The 17,864-nt window shown below is 71.4% G+C and carries 16 protein-coding genes and 1 rRNA gene; 5 read left to right on the plus strand and 12 right to left on the minus strand.

Going from position 1 to position 17,864, the window contains the following annotated elements:
- Window positions 1-86 (plus strand): 5S ribosomal RNA (gene rrf, locus ACIQJT_RS41240); the annotation flags it as partial.
- 53 nt (window positions 87-139) lie between these two features.
- Here the strand turns inward: rrf and ACIQJT_RS41245 are convergent.
- From ACIQJT_RS41245 to ACIQJT_RS41260, 4 genes are read right to left on the minus strand one after another with little or no spacing between them, the layout of a single operon-like run.
- Complete coding sequence (locus ACIQJT_RS41245; protein WP_053852369.1) at window positions 140-799, minus strand: response regulator transcription factor; 660 nt, start codon at window positions 797-799, stop codon at window positions 140-142.
- Window positions 796-2,058, minus strand: a complete 1,263-nt coding sequence (locus ACIQJT_RS41250) for a histidine kinase (RefSeq protein ID WP_402650635.1) — start codon at window positions 2,056-2,058, stop codon at window positions 796-798. Before ACIQJT_RS41250 ends, ACIQJT_RS41245 begins: the two co-directional genes overlap by 4 nt.
- A 24-nt stretch (window positions 2,059-2,082) precedes the next feature.
- Window positions 2,083-2,850 (minus strand): ABC transporter permease, encoded by a 768-nt coding sequence (locus ACIQJT_RS41255; RefSeq protein ID WP_402650622.1) that lies wholly within the window; start codon window positions 2,848-2,850, stop codon window positions 2,083-2,085.
- Window positions 2,847-3,767 carry an ABC transporter ATP-binding protein gene (locus ACIQJT_RS41260; RefSeq protein ID WP_402650623.1) on the minus strand — a complete coding sequence of 307 codons (921 nt, stop codon included), beginning with the start codon at window positions 3,765-3,767 and terminating at the stop codon, window positions 2,847-2,849. Before ACIQJT_RS41260 ends, ACIQJT_RS41255 begins: the two co-directional genes overlap by 4 nt.
- A gap of 94 nt (window positions 3,768-3,861) precedes the next feature.
- On the opposite strand from ACIQJT_RS41260, the gene ACIQJT_RS41265 reads away from it, so the two are divergent.
- A complete protein-coding gene (locus ACIQJT_RS41265) occupies window positions 3,862-4,407 on the plus strand; it encodes a GNAT family N-acetyltransferase (RefSeq protein ID WP_402650624.1) in 546 nt (181 codons plus the stop codon).
- 31 nt (window positions 4,408-4,438) lie between these two features.
- Window positions 4,439-5,296 carry a GNAT family N-acetyltransferase gene (locus ACIQJT_RS41270; RefSeq protein ID WP_402650625.1) on the plus strand — a complete coding sequence of 286 codons (858 nt, stop codon included), beginning with the start codon at window positions 4,439-4,441 and terminating at the stop codon, window positions 5,294-5,296.
- A gap of 3 nt (window positions 5,297-5,299) precedes the next feature.
- Here ACIQJT_RS41270 and ACIQJT_RS41275 read toward each other — a convergent pair whose 3' ends face one another.
- The 8 genes from ACIQJT_RS41275 to ACIQJT_RS41310 form a co-directional block, all read right to left on the minus strand.
- Window positions 5,300-6,883, minus strand: coding sequence for a type VI secretion protein (locus tag ACIQJT_RS41275; protein WP_402650636.1), 1,584 nt, complete (start codon window positions 6,881-6,883; stop codon window positions 5,300-5,302).
- Between the two features lie 14 nt (window positions 6,884-6,897).
- On the minus strand, window positions 6,898-8,307 hold the full coding sequence (locus tag ACIQJT_RS41280; protein ID WP_053852841.1) for an ATP-binding protein: 1,410 nt from the start codon (window positions 8,305-8,307) through the stop codon (window positions 6,898-6,900).
- Between the two features lie 10 nt (window positions 8,308-8,317).
- Window positions 8,318-9,877: an SCO6880 family protein gene (locus tag ACIQJT_RS41285; RefSeq protein WP_053852840.1), complete on the minus strand. Its 1,560-nt coding sequence runs from the start codon at window positions 9,875-9,877 to the stop codon at window positions 8,318-8,320.
- A complete protein-coding gene (locus ACIQJT_RS41290) occupies window positions 9,874-11,205 on the minus strand; it encodes a hypothetical protein (RefSeq protein ID WP_365452523.1) in 1,332 nt (443 codons plus the stop codon). Before ACIQJT_RS41290 ends, ACIQJT_RS41285 begins: the two co-directional genes overlap by 4 nt.
- Window positions 11,195-12,025, minus strand: a complete 831-nt coding sequence (locus ACIQJT_RS41295; protein ID WP_365452521.1) for a hypothetical protein — start codon at window positions 12,023-12,025, stop codon at window positions 11,195-11,197. Before ACIQJT_RS41295 ends, ACIQJT_RS41290 begins: the two co-directional genes overlap by 11 nt.
- A gap of 246 nt (window positions 12,026-12,271) precedes the next feature.
- Entirely contained in the window at window positions 12,272-12,580 is a 309-nt protein-coding gene (locus tag ACIQJT_RS41300; RefSeq protein ID WP_007383036.1) for a hypothetical protein, read from the minus strand.
- Window positions 12,581-12,917: 337 nt separating this feature from the next.
- A complete protein-coding gene (locus ACIQJT_RS41305) occupies window positions 12,918-14,264 on the minus strand; it encodes a peptidase S8 (RefSeq protein ID WP_402650626.1) in 1,347 nt (448 codons plus the stop codon).
- Between the two features lie 224 nt (window positions 14,265-14,488).
- Window positions 14,489-15,376: an alpha/beta fold hydrolase gene (locus ACIQJT_RS41310; RefSeq protein WP_402650627.1), complete on the minus strand. Its 888-nt coding sequence runs from the start codon at window positions 15,374-15,376 to the stop codon at window positions 14,489-14,491.
- Window positions 15,377-15,947: 571 nt separating this feature from the next.
- Between ACIQJT_RS41310 and ACIQJT_RS41315 the strand changes: the two genes are divergently transcribed.
- Both ACIQJT_RS41315 and ACIQJT_RS41320 read left to right on the plus strand, forming a co-directional pair.
- The gene (locus tag ACIQJT_RS41315) at window positions 15,948-16,649 is read left to right on the plus strand and encodes a serine protease (protein WP_365452515.1); all 702 of its coding nucleotides are present in this window, start codon (window positions 15,948-15,950) and stop codon (window positions 16,647-16,649) included.
- An 88-nt stretch (window positions 16,650-16,737) separates the two neighbouring features.
- The gene (locus ACIQJT_RS41320) at window positions 16,738-17,745 is read left to right on the plus strand and encodes a bifunctional lytic transglycosylase/C40 family peptidase (RefSeq protein ID WP_365452513.1); all 1,008 of its coding nucleotides are present in this window, start codon (window positions 16,738-16,740) and stop codon (window positions 17,743-17,745) included.
- Window positions 17,746-17,864: the final 119 nt, after the last annotated feature.

Raw genomic sequence — 17,864 nt, forward strand, 5'->3', positions numbered from 1 at the left:
GTTACATTCCGAACCCGGAAGCTAAGCCTTACAGCGCCGATGGTACTGCAGGGGGGACCCTGTGGGAGAGTAGGACACCGCCGAACAATTTTTGAGAAAACCCCCGTGCCGTTCGGCACGGGGGTTTTCTGCGTTCAGGCTATTTCACCAGCTTTGTTTCGTACGCCAGGATCACGGCCTGGATGCGGTCCCGGGAGCCGGTCTTGGCGAGGACACGGCCCACATGGGTTTTCACGGTCGACTCCGCCAGGTGCAGGCGGGTGGCTATCTCCGTGTTCGTCCAGCCTTTGCCGATGACCGTCAGGATTTCGCGCTCCCGGTCGGTGAGATGTGCCAGGCGGGGGTCATCGGGTTCCGCGGCCGGGGTTCCCGTCGGCAGGTGGTGGGCGTACGCGTCGAGGAGCCGTCGGGTCAGGCTCGGGGCCACCACCGCGTCGCCGGTCGCGACCGCGCGGATGCCGGACAGGAGGTCCTCCGGCTGGGCGTCCTTGACGAGGAAGCCCGAGGCTCCGGCGCGGAGGCCGGCGTAGGCGTACTCGTCGAGGTCGAAGGTCGTGAGGATGAGGACACGGGTGCGGTCGCCGGTGGCGGTGATCCGGCGGGTGGCCTCGATGCCGTCCAGGCCGGGCATTCGGACGTCCATCAGCACCACGTCGGGGTGCAGCTCGGCCGTCATGCGGACCGCCTCGGTGCCGTTGGCCGCCTCGCCGAGGATCGTCAGGTCGTCCTGGCTCTCCAGCAGCATGCGGAAGCCCAGGCGCTGGAGGGGCTGGTCGTCGGCGATCAGGACGGTGGTCACTGCGGGGTTTCCTCCGGGAGGTGGAGGCTGACGCGCCAGCCTCGTTCGGGGTGTGGGCGTGGGCCGGCCTCAAGTGTGCCGCCGTACAGGGACGTTCGTTCGCGCATGCCGGGAAGTCCCCGGCCGTCGGTGCCGTTCGGGGGGCCTCCGCGGCCGGTGTCGGTGACCGTGACGGTGACGGCGCCGCCCTTGTCGTAGGACATCTCGACGGTCGCCGTGGCGCCCGGTCCGGCGTGTTTGAGGGTGTTGGTGAGGGCTTCCTGGACGACTCGGTAGACGGTGAGCTGGCGGCCCGGGGGGAGGCTCGGGGTGCCGTGGACCTCCGTGTGGACGGGGAGGCCCGCGCTGCGGACGCCGTCGATGAGGTGGCCGAGGTCCGAGAGGGCCGGCTGGGGGGCCAGCGCGGCTTCCGGGTGGTCCTCCTCGCGCAGGACGTCCAGAAGGCGCCGGAGCTCGGTCAGGGCCTGGCGGCTGGTCGTGGAGATGGCGGTGAGGGCTTCGGCCGCGCGGTCGGGGGACTTGCGGGCGGCGTAGCGGCCGCCGTCGGCCAGGCCCGTGATGACGGACAGGTTGTGGCCGATGATGTCGTGCATCTCCCGGGCTATGCGGGCGCGTTCGGCGGCGGCGGAGAGGCGGGCCTGCTGGTCGCGTTCGATCTCCAGGCGGCGGGCGCGGTCCTCCAGGGCCTCTGTGTGGTTGCGGCGGGTGCGGACCGTGATGCCGATGGCCGCCGCCGAGACGAAGGTCAGCAGGGCCGGGAAGAGGTCCTGGTCCGCGCCGCCCTGGGGGTGTCGTACGGCGAGCACGGTGGTCGGGGCGAGGACGACGGCCAGGGCCCACCACAGGGAGCGGTGGGGGCGGCGCAGGGCGATGTGGAAGACGATCAGCGTGTGGAGCAGGGCCGCTTGGAGGGCGGCGCCGGTCCAGGCGTTGACCAGGGCGAACGGGGTGAGGGCGAGGAGGACCGTGCGGGGGTGGCTGCGGCGCCACAGGAGGGGGACGGACAGGCCGAGGCTGAGCGCGAGGACCAGGCCGCCCGGCAGGTCGGTGTCGCGGGCGACGTTGTGCCAGCCGTCGCCGTAGTAGTCGATGAGGGCGGCCGTCACCCAGAAGCCGGTCAGGTGGAGGTCCCACAGGAGCGGGTGGCGGCGGTCGAAGGCGCGTACCCGCTTGGTGACGCGCTGGACGTGGTCGGTGAGGGGTTCCGTGATCCGTTCCTCCGCCGCCCGTGGCGTCCGCTCTTCCGTCACGGGGTCCATGGTGAGGGCTTTCGCCGTCATCCGTCAGACGTCCCGTCGCTTCAGGGCCACCGCGGCCGCCGCCAGGGAGGCCGCCGCCCACAGGGACATGGCCAGCAGGGCGCTTCCCGAGGATGCCGTGTCCGCGGTGGTGAGGGTCTCCAGGGCGCGGCCCGGGAAGTGGCGTACGGCGTCGTCGACGAGGTCGTACGGCAGCATGGCCAGCACCTCCGGGAGGATCATGACCAGGCCGATGAAGGCGCCCGTCGCGATCGGCACCGAGCGGGCCAGGGCGCCGAGGCCCAGGGCGAGGACGGTGAGGAGGGCGAGGCCGGCCGCGTTGGCGGTGAGGGCGCGCAGGACGCCCGGGTCCCCGAGGGCGGCCTCGTGCTCGGTGCCGGCGAGGAAGGACTGGGCGAGCGGGAAGGTGAGGAGGTTCGTCCACAGGCTGAGGACGAAGGCGATCGTGGCGAGGACCGCGGCCTTCGACCACAGGACGGGCAGCCGGGTGGGGACCGCGGTCATCGTGGCGCGGATCTGGCCGGTCGAGTACTCGCCCGCGGTGCAGAGGATGCCCAGCACCCCGAGGTTGAGCTGGGCGAACTGGGTGCCCAGGAGGACGAGTACGACCGTGTCCATGTGAGCGGCGTCGCTCCGGTCGTAGGCGGCGCTGATGCCCACCCCCATGGCGACGGTGAGGGCGCCGGTGGCGACGAGGGTGATCCAGGTGGAGCGCAGGGTCCAGAGCTTGTGCCACTCCGAGCGCAGGACTCGGGCCGGGGTGACCCGGTAGGGCAGCGTCGTGGCGGTCATGGCGTCGCTCCTTCCAGGACCGTCGTGAACTCGACCGAATCGCGGGTGAGTTCCATGAACGCCTCCTCCAGGGAGACCTGGTTGGGGGTGAGTTCGTAGAGGGGGACGGCGTGGGCGGCCGCCGTGCGGCCGATGTGGCGGGCGTCGGTGCCGCGGACCTCCAGGGTCTCGGGGGCGGTCGGCACCGCCTCGACCCCGGGGGCGGCGAGCAGCCGTACGAGGGTGGCGGCCTCCGGGGTGACGACCTTGACCGTGCCCGCGCCGGACCGTCGTACGAAGTCGTCGACGGTGGTGTCGGCGAGGAGGCGGCCGCGGCCGATGATGACCAGGTGGTCGGCGGTGAGGGCCGTCTCGCTCATCAGGTGGGAGGAGACGAGGACCGTACGGCCCTCCGCAGCTAGGGACTTGAGGAGGTTGCGGATCCACAGGACGCCCTCGGGGTCGAGGCCGTTGACCGGTTCGTCGAGGACGAGGACGGCCGGGTCGCCGAGCAACGCGGCCGCGATGCCCAGGCGTTGGCCCATGCCGAGGGAGAAGCCCCTGACCCTGCGGTGGGCGACCTCGGTCAGGCCGGTGAGGTCCAGGACCTGGTCGACGCGGGCGCGGGGGATGCCGTGGGTGTGGGCGAGGGCGCGCAGGTGGTGATGGGCGGTGCGGCCGGGGTGGACCGAGCGGGCCTCCAGGAGGGCGCCGACCTCGGTGAGGGGCGCGGGGTGGGCGGCGTAGGCGCGGCCGCCGACGGTGGCGTGGCCGTGGGTGGGGGCGTCCAGGCCGAGGATCAGGCGCATGGTGGTGGACTTGCCGGCGCCGTTCGGGCCGAGGAAGCCGGTGACGGTGCCCGGGCGGACCGTGAAGGACAGGTCGGCGACCGCGGTCTTGTCGCCGTAGCGTTTGGTGAGGTCCTGTGCCGTAATCATGCTCCGATGCTCGTGCGAGCGGGGGCGGCGGGCGTCGGACCGCGGGCAGTATTCCAGGTGAGGCGGGTAGTACTCGGGTACTACTGTGGCCCGTATGAGCTACGTGATCCGGTCCGTCCGCGCCGACGAGTGGCCCGCCGCCAGGGAGTTGCGGCTCGCCGCACTTCGGGATCCGGTCGCGCACCTCGCCTTCATGGAGACCTACGACGAGGCCGTCGCGCGGCCCGACTCGTACTGGCGGGAGCGCACGGCCAAGGGCGCCGAGGGGGCGGACGGGGCCCAGACGGTCATCGCCGAGGCGCCGGACGGGCGGTGGGTCGGGACGGTGACCGTGCTGCTGGAGGAGCCCGGGACGACCGACTGGGCCGGGTTCCCGGTCGAGCGGAAGCAGGGGCACCTCGTCGGGGTGTTCGTACGGCCCGAGGAGCGCGGGAGCGGGCTCACCGACGTGCTGTTCGACGCGGCCGTGGAGTGGGCGTGGGCGCACGGGGCCGAGCGGGTGCGACTGATCGTGCACGAGGACAACGGACGGGCGCAGCGGTTCTACCGCAAGGCGGGGTTCGAGCCCACGGGTGTCGTCGTGCCGCTGACGGCGGCTCCGGGGCAGTCCGAGCTGGAGTTCGCGCTGGAGCGCGTCTGACTCCTGGGGCGGCCGGCGGGGATCATGAGGCATGCACTCAGACGACTGGTACCTCACCGAGGACATCGACGACTTTCTCGCCCGGGCCGGGGAGTTCCTGCGCTCACGCCCGGTCGCGCACATCATGCCGCTGACGTGGACCGCGCGACTGCGCGCCCGCGGGGCTGCCGTGTACGGCGCCGAGGACGCCGTCTTCGGTGTGCTGGAGCGGGCGGGTGAGGTGCACGCCGTCTTCTACCGGCTCTCTCCTCGGCGCGGACTGGGGCTGACTCCGCTGACCGCCGAGCAGGCCGACGCCCTCGCCGCCCAGCTGGTGGCGCTCGGCCACTCGGTGCCCTCGATCAGCGCGGACGAGGGGACCGCCGCCGTCTTCGCCGAGGCGTGGCGGCGGCACACGGGGGCCGGCTCGCGGGTGCGGGTCCGGCTCCGTCTGCACCGCCTCGGCACGCTCGTGCCGCCGGAGCCGTTCCCGGCGGGGCGGGGGCGGCCCGTGGAGGAGCGGGACCGCGAGCAACTCATGGAGCTGTGCCGGGGGTTCGCCGCGGACGTGGGGGAGGCCGTCACCATCGACGCCGGCACCTGGGCCCGTACCCGCTTCGCCGACAAGAGCTACACGTTCTGGGAGACCCCGGACGGCACGCCCGTCTCCATGGCGGGCGCCAACCCGATGGTCGCGGGCCTGGTGCAGGTGGACCCCGTGTACACGCCGGCCCGGCTGCGGGGCCGCGGGTACGCGGGTGCCGTGACCGCCGAGGTGAGCCGGGCCGCGCTGGCGGCGGGCGCCGAGCATGTGGTGCTGTTCACGGACGCGGCCAACCCCACCAGCAACGCCCTCTACCGGCGGCTCGGCTATGTGCCGGTCGTCGACTGGGCCGCGTACGACTTCTGAGCGCTACGCCGGGAGGTCCGCGTCCGGCCAGCGGGTGCGGGCCTGTTCGCGGGATCTGAGCAGGGCCAGGGTGGGCAGCCCGCGGTCCGCTCCGGCGGCCAGCAGCTCCGGCAACTGGGGGAGCGGGGCCACGGCTGCGATGTCGTCCAGGACGAGGGTCAGTGGTGGGTCGAGGCGACCGGAGGATGACCGTTCGGCCATGCGCCGGCCACGCTCGACCACGCTTGAGGCGAGGGCCGTCAGGAGGGGCATCGCGCCCGGGTTCGTCCTGGGGTCCTCGATGGATTCACCGACCACATAAAGCGTGCCCCCTTCGTCGACGAAGGAATCCAAGGCGAGGGCATCATTTCGGTTGGGAGTGCATGCCTCGCGGATGTTGACCGTGAAGAGGGCCGCCAGGGCCCGGCTGATCAACTCCTGGGCGATGTCCCGGCGTTCGGGGTGCGCGGTGAGGGCGGCCTCGAGTTCACCGGCCGAGCCGGGGGCCGCCTTCGGGTGGGTGCGGAGGGTCTTCACGGCGTCCTGGACCCCGGTGCCCTGGCACCAGCGGTGGACGTGGCGGATGGTGCGGGACTCGACGGCCGCCGCGTGGAGGTAGCTGCGCAGGAGCGTTTCGGCCGCGTCGGCCACGGCCTGGTCGATCCTCGCGGTGGGGCGGACGGGGGCGAGCAGGGCCCGTGCTCTCGCCTTGGCCGTCTCCTTGGTCTCGCAGCCGCTGGTGGGGGACCAGTGGAGGCGGGCCGGGGTGTCGCAGAGGTGGGTGGGGTCGTAGACGTGGACCGGGCCGAGTTTGGCCCGGGCGTCCTTGGTGTCCTGCCAGACGGCCGGGTTCGAGGTGATGACGAGGGCGGGGCCCTCCGCGTCCCTGATGGTCCGGGTGGCGGTGGAGTGGCGCGTTGCCGCTGGGGCGTAGAGGACCGCGCCTTCGGTGCGAGACGTTTCCCACCCGCCCACCTCGCCCTTGGACAGAGAAGCGGGCAGCTCGGCAGCGGTCGGCGTCACGGCTGGTGGCTCGCTGGGCTGTGGGAGTGCCATCGGGTTGCTCGCCGTGGGCGTCTGCGGGAACCCGGAGAGGGAGGCTGCGGTCGGCTGTGGCTGTGGCTCCGGAGCCGGTCTCGGGATCGGGACCTCGTGAGCGGGTACGTCATGGGCCGGTACCTCGTGGACCGGCTCTCGGGTCGCGTGCCGTTCCCGGGCCGCCAGTTTCTCCGCCCTCGTCCTCGCGCGGACCGCGCGCCAGCGGGCCAGGGTGCCCATCACGAAGATCGTCAGGACGATCAGGATGAGCAGCTCGCCGATGAACAGGCCCCAGACCAGGCCGTATCCGGAGAGTTGGCCGGCGGGGGTGTCGGGCCAGGCGCCGGGGACGTCCTGGGGGTGGCCGACGAGGTGGCGCATGGCGAGGGGCGTGCGGGTGAAGGTGACGCCCTCGGGCCAGCCGCCGTGGGCGAACAGGCCCGCCAGGCCCGTCGCCGTCCAGACCAGCACGGTCGTGCCGAGGAGGAAGGCGAGTATGCCGACCAACAGGCCGTCCGGGACGCCTCCCTGGCCTCCCTGACCGCCCTGCCGGCGGTCGTCCGGTCTCACCACTGCCCGCCCCCCTACGCCACCGTCGACTCGGAGTCGCCCATGTGCTGTTCCACGAAGGCCGCCGCCCGCTCCTCCGCCTCCAGCTCCGCGGCGCGCAGGGCGTCGTCGGTGAGGTCGCTGGAGGACTCGGTCATCGCGCGGTCGGTGAAGACCAAGGGGCGTTCGGTCTCGGTGACCAGGTGCTTGACCACCTGGACATTGCCGTTGACGTCCCAGACGGCGATGCCGGGGGTGAGGGAGGGGATGATCTCCACGGCCCAGCGGGGCAGGCCGAGGACCCGGCCGGTCGCCCGTGCCTCGTCGGCCTTCTGGGCGTAGATCGTCCTGGTGGAGGCCATCTTGAGGATCGCCGCGGCCTCCTTCGCGGCCGCTCCGTCCACCACGTCGGACAGGTGGTGGACCACCGCCACGAAGGACAGGCCGAGCCGGCGGCCGAACTTCAGCAGGCGCTGGAAGAGCTGGGCCACGAAGGGGCTGTTGATGATGTGCCAGGCCTCCTCGACGAGGAAGATGCGCTTCTTCCGGTCGGGGCGGATCCAGGTGTGTTCCAGCCAAACTCCGACGATCGCCATGAGGATGGGCATGGCGATGGAGTTGCGGTCGATGTGGGACAAATCGAAGACGATCAGCGGCGCGTCCAGGTCGATGCCGACCGTGGTCGGGCCGTCGAACATGCCCCGCAGGTCACCGTCGACCAGACGGTCCAGGACCAGGGCGACGTCGAGGCCCCACGCGCGGACGTCCTCTATGTCGACGTTCATCGCCTCGGCCGACTCGGGCTCGGGATGCCGCAGCTGCTCCACGATGTCCGTGAGGATCGGCTGGCGTTCGACGATCGTCTCGTTGACGTAGGCGTGCGCGACCTTCAGGGCGAAGCCGGAGCGCTCGTCGAGGCCGTGGCCCATCGCGACCTCGATGATGGTCCGCAGCAGGGCGAGCTGACCGGTCGTGGTGATCGCCGGGTCGAGCGGGTTGAGGCGGATCCCCATGTCCAGGGCGGCCATGGGGTCCAGGCGGATGGGAGTTATCCCCAACTCCTGCGCGATGAGGTTCCATTCGCCGACGCCGTCCTCGCCCTGGGCGTCGAGGACGACGACCTGGCGGTCGCGGAAGCGCAACTGGCGCAGGACATAGGTCTTCTCCAGCGCCGACTTGCCGTTTCCGGACTCGCCCAGGACCAGCCAGTGCGGGGCCGGGAGCTGCTGGCCGTAGAGCTGGAAGGGGTCGTAGATGTAGCCCTTGCCGGAGTACACCTCCCGGCCGATGATCACGCCCGAGTCGCCGAGACCCGGTGCCGCGGTCGGGAGGTAGACCGCCTGTGCCTGGCCGGTGGAGGTGCGGACCGGCAGGCGGGTCGTCTCGACCTTTCCGAAGAGGAAGGACGTGAAGGCGTCGGAGAGGACGGACAGCGGATCCCGCATGCTTTTGCCCCTACCTTCGAATGCCGGTGGCGAACGGAAGCGTGTTCACGAAGGCGCGATGGTGCTCGCGGTCGCACCACTCCAGTTTCAGGTACGACTTCCCGGCCGAGGCCCGGATGGTCCGCTTGTCGCGGGCCAGCGCCTCGGGGGTCCGGGAGGAGACGGTGATGTAGCCGACCAGGTTGACCCCGGCCGCGCCGCTCGCGAGGTCCTCGCCGCGCTGGTCGAGCCGGTTGTGGGCGGCGATGTCGCGGGGGTCGACGGTCCGGTTCATCTTGGCGGCCCGGGACGCCTCGGCCTCGTCGTTGGTCTTCTCGGTGAGCATGCGCTCGATGGCGATCTCGGTGGGTTCGAGGTCCATCGTGACGGCGACCGTGCGGATGACGTCCGGGGTGTGGACGAGGAGCGGGGCGAGGAAGTTGACGCCGACGGGGGTCATCGGCCACTCCTTCACCCAGGCGGTGGCGTGGCACCAGGGCGCGCGGGTGGAGGACTCCCGGGTCTTCGCCTGGAGGAACGTCGGTTCCATGGCGTCGAGTTCGGCCGGCCAGGCGTTGCGCTTGGTCATCGCCTGGATGTGGTCGATGGGGTGGTCGGGGTCGTACATGGAGTGGATCAGCGAGGCCAGCCGGCCCTGGCCGAGGGGCTGGCGCACCCGGATGTCGGCCTCCTGGAGGCGCGAGCAGATGTCGGTCAGCTCGCGCGCCATGACGACCGCGAGGCCCGCGTCCTTGTCCAGTCTGCGGCCGTTCTGCGGGCGGGCGGCCCGCGCCATCGCGTGCGCCTCCGCGGCCAGTTCCCGGGTGTAGTGCATGCACGCGACGAGGTAGGCGCGGTGCTGCTCGCTGCTGGTGGACACCATCGACTGGAGTTGGTCGTACGACGTCTGGAGCCAGGGCAGCGCCTTGTCGTCCCCGCGCATCGCGACGTCCTTGGCGTGGGCGTCGGGGTCGGCGGGCAGGGTGCGGGCGAGCATCTGGAGGCGGGTGACGAAGCCGTCGCCGTTGGCCACGTGCTTGAGGAGGGTGCCGAAGCGGTCGACGAGGGCTTCCTGGTCCTCGGAGTCGCGCAGGCCGACGCCGGGGCCCTCGATCTCGATGGCCGCGGTGACGGTACGCCGGTCCGCGTGCAGCAGGACGGCGATCTCGTCGGGCCCGAAGGGGGCGGCGAGCCAGTTGATCCGGCCGATGCCGGGCGGCGGGCCGACCTCGACCTCGCGGCCGTCGATGTGGGTGCCGGCCTCCATCACCGGGGAGCGGTAGGTGGTGCCCTGGCGCAGGGTGCGCTTGTAACTGCGGTTGATCTCGAACCACTTGTAGAACGTGCGGCGCTTGTACGGCACGTAGACCGCGGCCAGCGCGAGCAGCGGGAAGCCCATCAGCAGGACGATGCGCAGGGACAGGACCGGGACGAGGAGCCCGCACATCATGCCGAGGAACGCGCCCACGATGATGAGCGCGATCTCGCCGGTCTCACGGTTGCGGCCGACGATCGCGTTCGGCCGGGCGCGGCCGATGAGATATGTACGGCGGGGCGTGACCGTATGCGACACGTGGGACTCGGTCGTCAACGCCCGTCACCTCCTGTGCTGTTGCTGCCGTTGCGGGTGTTGCCGGCGTGCGGGGTGTTCACCGGACTGCCGGCGCGGGGAGCGGGAGCGGCGGAGGGGACAGATCCGCCGCCTCCGTTCGGGGTGCGCGAGCTGTGGGCGGCGACTCCGCCGGACGCCGGGTTGCTCGGGCGGGCGCCCGAGCCTCCGGAGGCCTGACCGTTGCTGTCGGCCCGGGAGCTGTGGGTCTTGATGCCCTGGGCGACCAGGGTGGCCGGGGAGCTGATGACCGCGGCGGCCTTGCCCTCGGCGTTCTGCATGATGCGGTTGTTGCGGGAGCCGGCGATCTCGTCGCCGAAGCCGGGGACGAAACGGTAGATCATCGCGCTGGCGAAGATGGCGAGCAGGATGATGGCGAGCCCGGAGACGACCGCGGAGAAGGCGTCGGGGCCGTCGTCGGAGGAGAGCGCGCCGGCGAGGCCGAGGACGATGACGATCACCGGTTTGACCAGGATGACGGCGATCATGATGCCGGCCCAGCGGCGGACGTGGCCCCAGAGGTTCTTGTCGACGAGGCCGGCGTAGACGACGGTCCCGAGGAGGGCGCCGACGTAGAGCAGGGCGGCGCGGATGACGAGCTCCAGCCACAGGACGCCGGCGGCGAGGATGCTCACGAGGGACACGACGATGAGCATGATCGGGCCGCCGCCGATGTCGTTTCCCTTCTCCAGGGCGCCGGAGAAGGTGCCGAAGAAGGTGTCGGTCTGGTCGCCGGTGGCCTTGGCGAGGACCTCCGAGACGCCGTCCGTGGCGGAGACGACGGTGTAGAGGATGAGGGGGGTGAAGGCGGACGCGAGGACGGTCAGCCAGAGGAACCCGATCGCCTCGCTGATGGCGGTGGTGAGGGGGACGCCTCGCACCGCGCGCTTGGCGACCGCGAGCAGCCACAGGAGGAGGGTGAGGATGGTCGACGCGGCGAAGACGACGGCGTACTGCTGGAGGAACTTCTGGTTGGTGAAGTCGACGTTCGCGGTCTCCTTCACGGCCTCGCTGAGCTTGTCGATGGTCCAGGCGGCGGCCTTGGCGCAGCTCCTGGCGAGGGAGGACATGGGGTCGAGGGTGGAGGCGGGGTCCAGGGACGGGGAGCCGCCGGAGGAGCCGCCCGAGGAGTCGCCCTCGCAGATCTGCTTGGCCTGGCCCGACAGAAGGCTGCAGTTGTCGGCGGACCCGCTGGGGGTCGGCGTGGGCGTGGGTGCCGCCGCGGCGCGGGTGGCGAGCAGCACGGCGGCGGTCTGCACGGTGGCGACCGCGGCGGCGACCTTGAGTGCGAGGCGCTGGCTACCGGGCATAGGTGAAGCCTCCGTACTCCTGGACGGCGGTTGCCATTTCGTCAGCGCTGGAGGCCTTTTCGTCGGCGGGGACGGGCGCGGGGCCGTCCTTCTGGGACTGGGTCACGATCTTCCAGTCGCCGTTGGTCCACTCGAGCTGCATCGTGGTGGTGAACCAGCTGTTGGTGACGGGGTTCGTGGAGTTCTCGCCCGCCATGCCGAGCAGACCGCTGCACCAGACCTCGACGGTCACGTTGTCCTGCGCGGACGCGGTGACCTTGGTGCCGATGGGATTCGTACGGGAGACGAACGTGTACCCGGCGGGTGTGGAGCCGTCGTCGTTCAGGCCGACGGTCTTGTTGAGGGCCGGGGTGTAGGCCCGGTCCAGTCTCGACCGGAACTCGGCCACGCGCGTGGGGGCGACGACGGCCTGGAGGATGGCGTCGCGCTGGGTCTTGTCGAACATGCCGGCGGAGCCGAGCGCCACCGCGTAGTTCGCCGCCGCGCTCTGCGCTCCCTGCGCGTCGTGCGCGTACCCCGCCGGGATGACGCCCGGGGTGGACCGCACCGGCTTGGTGCCGCTGGGGGCCGTCGCCGTGACGTCCGGCTGACTGCCCGCCGTGTCCGCCGATGAGGAGGAATCGTCTCCTCCGCGGTTCGCGAAGGCGATGGCGGCGATCAGGAGGACGACGACGCCGACCACGGTGACCAGGCTTCGGGAGGACGAGCGGCCGGAGCGGCGGGCGCCGCCGTACACGTCGGGGCCGCCCGGCAGATGGGTGCGGGTCTGGCCGGTGCCGCCGTAACCTCCGGAGCCCTCCTGGTCGTCTCCGAGACTCATGCCGCTTACGCCCCCTCGACGTGGTGCGGGAAAGTGCGGGCAAACGCGTAGGAGTACGACGGTAGCCGTGCTGGTTCCCGCGCGGGCGCGGTGTGGTGACTCGGCATCAGAGTCATCGGAGTCATCGAAGCGATCGGAGACATCGGGGGAACGCAACCTCAGCCGGTGGGCACTGCGGACGGGTGGGGTAGAGGGGGGACCGGGCGCGCCCGGCCGGACCGGAGGTGCGTCGACCGGACGCGGCGGCTATACGGCCATGCCGTACACGATGGTGAAGAGTGTGCCCAGCGATCCGATGATGAAGACGCCGGTCAGGCCCGCGATGATCAGGCCCTTGCCCTGTTCCGCGCTGAAGGTGTCCCGCAGGGCGGTGGCGCCGATCCGCTGCTTGGCGGCGCCCCAGATGGCGATGCCGAGGCAGAGCAGGATGGCGACCGCCATGACGACCTGGATCATCGTCTTCGCCTCGGTCCCCAGTGCCCCGAAGGGTCCCCAGTCCGGAGCGATCCCGCCGATGATGGTGTTGATGTCTCCCTTGTCGGCCGCAAAGAGCATGTAAGTCACCGCCCCTGGTGGGTAGTTCCGTCTCCCCTGCGTGTGCGCAGAGGTCAGGCATCATTGTCGCCGACAATTCCGCCGTCGTATGTCGACTTGGCGTCATTGATTGGCGGGTTTCGTACGAATGACTGTCTGGTCACTCTGTGTATCACGGCAGGTTACGCCGGGCAATGAGGTCGGAGCGGAACCTGTCGTGTGGTTCCGTCGTTGACCCCTCTTACGACCTGCGGCGCTTCTGGCACCGATGTTCTGCGGGTGAAGGCTAACCCGGAGGGCCACCCCTATGACGAACGGGCCGCGGCAGGGAGTCCGCGGCCCGTGTGTTGACGGAGAGTCAGCCGGTGAAGGCGGTCACTCCCTCCGGCGTACCCAGACCGGTCGGGCCGTCGTAGCCCGTCCGGGCGGTGCAGAAGTAGCTCGTGGAGCACGAGCCGTTGGTGCCGGAGGTCACGTCGTTGAGGGCGGAGGTGTGCCCGTAGGGGTACCGGGCCGGGTAGTCGCTGCTGCCCGGAGTGCCCGCGAGGGCGTACACCGACGCGATGATGGGGGCGGAGGCGCTGGTGCCCCCGTAGGTGTTCCAGCCGGTGCCGTCGGCGCCGTAGGAGTCGTAGACGGAGACGCCGGTGGCCGGGTCGGCGACGGCGGAGACGTCCGAAATCATGCGCCTGGTGCAGCCGGTGTCGGTCTGCCAGGTCGGCTTGGTGTCGTAGGCGGAGCAGCCGGAGCCGGTGCCCTCGGTGGAGCTGGTCCTCCAGACGCTCTCGGTCCAGCCGCGGGTGGTCGCGGAGGCGGACAGCCTGGTGCCGCCGACCGCGGTGACGTACTTGGAGGCGGCCGGGTACTCGGCGCCGTAGCCCGCGTCGCCCGCGGAGACGGTGATGGCGACGCCGGGGTGGTTGAAGTAGGCGGAGTCGTAGGAGCTGTCGGCGGAGGACTCGGAGCCGCCGTAGGAGTTGGAGACGAACCTGGCGCCCAGCTTCACGGCCTCGTTCACCGCGGTGCCGAGGTTGGCCATGCTCGACGACTTCGCCTCGACCAGCACGATGTGGGCGTTGGGGGCGATGGCGGAGACCATGTCGAGGTCGAGGGAGATCTCTCCGGCCCAGCCGCTGTCGGCGGTGGGGAGGGAGGTCGTGGAGCCGGTCTGGCTGACCTTCTTGAAGCAGCCGTTGGCGGTGGTGCAGGCCGGGAGGCCGTAGTACGACCGGTAGGTGGCCAGGTCGGCCTCGGCGTCGGGGTCGTCGTAGGCGTCGACGACGGCGACCGTCTGGCCGGAGCCGTTGTTCGCGGATGCGGCGGTCAGGCCGTAGGCGGACCGGAGGTCGCTCGGGCCGTAGCCGGTCGGAGTGGCGGAGGACGCCTCGGGGGAGACGGTCGCGGGGCTGGTGCCCTTCTTCGCGGCCTGCTCCTCCTGGAAGGCGGTGGTGCCGCCGGTGACGCGCAGGGCGTCGCAGGTGGCGTAGCCCTTCTTCGGGGTGGCGGCACAGGCGCTCTCGTAGGTCACGTGTGCCTGGGCGACAGCGGCCGCGACGGCCTTGCTGCTCACCCTGTGGGGGGTGGCCGCGTCGGCGTGCGCGGCGGTGCCGAGACCGGCGAGGACGAGGGCGGCGGCGGCCGCGGCGGAGCCGGCGCGGTGCCGTCTCAGGCGGGCGTGGGGGGAACCGGGGATGGACGTACGCAACGTACAGCCTCCTGGGAGTGGTGGGCAGAGGCCTGCGGAGGGGGGACCACCGGTGAGGTTCCCGGTGGGGGCGGCGACCCGCGACGACCATCCTCTTGTTGAGTACGTGACAACAAGACGGGTGACGGAATCCTGACTTCCGCCTTACTCAGGGGTGTTGGGGGATTGCTGACCGATGGTGCGCGGATGGGCGGGGGATGGCCACGGCTTGACCGTCCTCCCGTTCAGCTGGTGGTGTGGCCGGTGGTCTCCCAGAACGAGCGCAGGGCGCCGGCGAGTGCCTCCGGCGCCTCCTCGGCCATGTGGTGTCCGGACTCGATCGGGCCGCCCTCCGGAGGGGTGGTCGCCCAGTCGCGCCAGACGGCCAGCACGTCGCCGTAGAGGTCCTCCATGTCGTCGCGCGTGGCCCACAGGACCTGGAGCGGGCAGTCGATGCGGCGGCCGGCCCGCCGGTCGGCGTCGTCGTGCTCGCGGTCGACGCCGAGGCCGGCCCGGTAGTCCTCGCACATGGCGTGCACGGTGGCCGGGTCGTGGATCGCCTGCCGGAAGTCCTCGTACGCCTCGGCGCCCATCTGCTCGGACGTGGCCGTGTACCAGGCGTCGGGGTCGGCGTTGATGACGCGTTCGGCGGGTTTGGCCGTCTGGCCCAGGAAGAACCAGTGCCACCAGCTCGCGGCGAAACCGGCGTCGCAGCGGCGCAGGGCCTCCCCGATGGGGATCGCGTCCAGCACGCTGACGGCGGACACGGCCTCGGGGTGGTCCAGGGCGAGCCGGGTCGCCACGTACGCGCCCCGGTCGTGCCCGACGACCGCGAACCGCTCGTGCCCGAGCCGGCGCATGACCGCGAGGCAGTCGCCGGCCATGGCGCGCTTGGAGTACGGACGGTGCTCCGCGTCGGTCGCGGGCTTGTCGGAGCGGCCGTAGCCGCGCAGATCGGGGCAGACGACGGTGTGGCCGGCCGCGGCCAGCAGCGGGGCGACGCGGTGCCAGGTGGCGTGCGTGCGGGGGTGGCCGTGCAGGAGCAGTACGGCCGGGCCGCTGCCGCCGTGCCGTACGCGCAGCCGGACGCCGTCGTCGCCCTCGCACCACGTCAGCTCGAACCCGTCGAACACACCAGCCTCCCGGACAACGTCGTCGAGGCTCGGCTGCCCCGGGGGACGGGATCCATACGGCGGGGCGGGCCATCTGGTGAAGGGGTGGGGCGGCGCGGTTCGGCAGGGCTGGGCGTGGTGGTGTCGGGGAGGCACGGGTGGTCGGACGCCGGGGTGTGCGGGGGCGAGTGCGGGTGCGGGGCTGCTGGCGCTGGGCGGGCTGCGGGGCGGGAGGGGTGGGCTTGCTGTTCGGCGGGAGCGCGGTAGCGGTGTGTTCGCTCGGATGTGGGGCTGGCGTGGGCGCGGTAGCGGCGTCTGTGCGGGGCGGGTGCAGTCGGCGTGGGCGGGCGAGGTGCTGGGCTGAGGTGGGCTCGCCGGGCGGGGGGATGGGTCGGTGTGGTGGTACAGGGCGGTCTGCGGCCGGCCGGGGTCGCCCTTCGGGCGCCGCTGGTGGCGGCGGGGGAGCGCGACGGGGAGGCCCTTGGTCGCCGTGTCGGAGCGGGACCGGCCCCGGCGTCGAGGTTCGCGCTCCGGGGTGCCGGGCTTGACGCGATTCTCACCTTCGTGCGGAATGCTGACTTCCGTGAAGCGCATGCCACGTCTCGCTCTCCACGCCGCCGTCGTGCTGCTCACCGTCACCTCGGCCTCCGAGGCGGTCGCCGACGACGGGGCGGGGCCCTTCGGGGTGACGACCGTCGCCGCCGCGAGTGCGGTGAACGCCCGGGTGGGGGCCCTGTTCGCGGGCGGGCGGCACCACTGCACCGCCTCCGTCGTCCGCAGCCCGCACCGGGATCTCGTCGTCACCGCCGCGCACTGTCTCGACGACAGCGGCGACCTCGTGTTCGTGCCCGGCTACCGGGACGGCAGGGCGCCGTACGGGAGATGGAGGGTGCAGAAGCGGTTCATGCCCGCGGGATGGGCCGAGGGGCAGGACGAGGACAGCGACGTCGCCTTCGCCACCGTGGAGGGGGAGGTGCAGAACGCCGTCGGCGGGAACCCGTTCGTGACCGGTACCGCCACCGGGGCCACCGCCGTCACCGTCACCGGCTACCCCTCCTCCCGTGACGTGCCGATCGGCTGCACCAACAAGCCGACCGCGCACAGCCGTACGCAGCAGCGGATCGCGTGCCCCGGCTTCACCGGCGGTACGAGCGGCAGTCCATGGGTGAACGGGGACGGGCAGGTCGTGGGGGTGCTGGGCGGGCACGAGCAGGGCGGGCTGACGGCCGACGTGTCGTACAGCGTGGTGCTCGGGGCGGAGGCCGCCGCGCTCTACCGTGACGCGATCTGCTGATCTTCGCGCCGACCCCGCCGAGTACCCCGGTTCGGTTCGGGGAAGCTCCTAGACTGGCGCGAGCGGACTCCCAGTGGGCGAGGGGCGGTTGACGGTGCGTAAGGCGTGGCTCGTTGCGGGCGCCGTTCTCGGGGCGGGGCTCAGCTTCGTGATGCTCCTCGTCGTGGGGGTGTACGTCGTCGCGGGCAATCTCGCGGGTGGGGTGGGCGGAGCCACCAGGGCCCTGGCCAAGGGGGCCGTCCCCGCCGCGTACCAGCCCCTCGTGCAGAAGTGGGGCAACCTCTGCCCCGCCATCAACCCGGCCCTGCTCGCCGCCCAGCTCTACCAGGAGAGCGGGTTCAACCCGAGGGCCCAGAGCGCCGCGGCGGCGCAGGGGATAGCGCAGTTCATCCCGGGGACCTGGGCCACGCACGGCGTCGACGGCGACGGTGACGGCGACAAGGACGTCTGGGACCCCAACGACGCGATCCCGTCGGCGGCTTCCTACGACTGCTCGCTCGCGTCCTACGTGAAGGACGTCCCCGGCAACCTCACCGAGAACATGCTCGCCTCCTACAACGCGGGCGCCTACGCGGTCATCAAGTACGGGGGCGTGCCGCCGTACAAGGAGACCCAGAACTACGTGAAGACCATCACGACCCTGGAGGAGAGCTTCGCGGCGCCCACGACCCGCGTCGATCCCTCCCGGCAGGCCGCCGGCGCCATCTACTACGCGCAGAAGAAGCTCGGGACGCCCTATCTGTGGGGCGGGACCGGAACCGCCGCGCAGGGCGGCCGCTTCGACTGCTCGGGGCTCACGCAGGCCTCGTACGCGAGCGTCGGCATCACGCTGCCGCGCGTGGCCAACGACCAGTACAACGCGGGCCCGCATCCGGCCAGAAGTGAACTGCTGCCGGGGGACCTGGTGTTCTTCTCCAAGGACCTCAACAACTCGCGCGCCATCCACCATGTGGGGATTTATGTGGGCGGCGGATACATGATCGACGCCCCGAGAACGGGTGCTGTGATCCGGTTCGACCCGATCGACACTTCTGAGTACTTCGGTGCCACCCGGGTCACCGAGGATGGCGCGAAAGCGTTGCCCACCACGGTGTGACCGAGCGTGAAACCCACCCCCTGAGCTGCGGCGATGTGTCTCTCTTCGATAACGTCTGCGTGATCATTCAGTGGAGTGTGGAACGTATTAACGGGAGCCGTGCGTTCCTGAGGGCGTAG

Source organism: Streptomyces sp. NPDC091972, assembly GCF_044756385.1.
GTDB lineage: Bacteria > Actinomycetota > Actinomycetes > Streptomycetales > Streptomycetaceae > Streptomyces.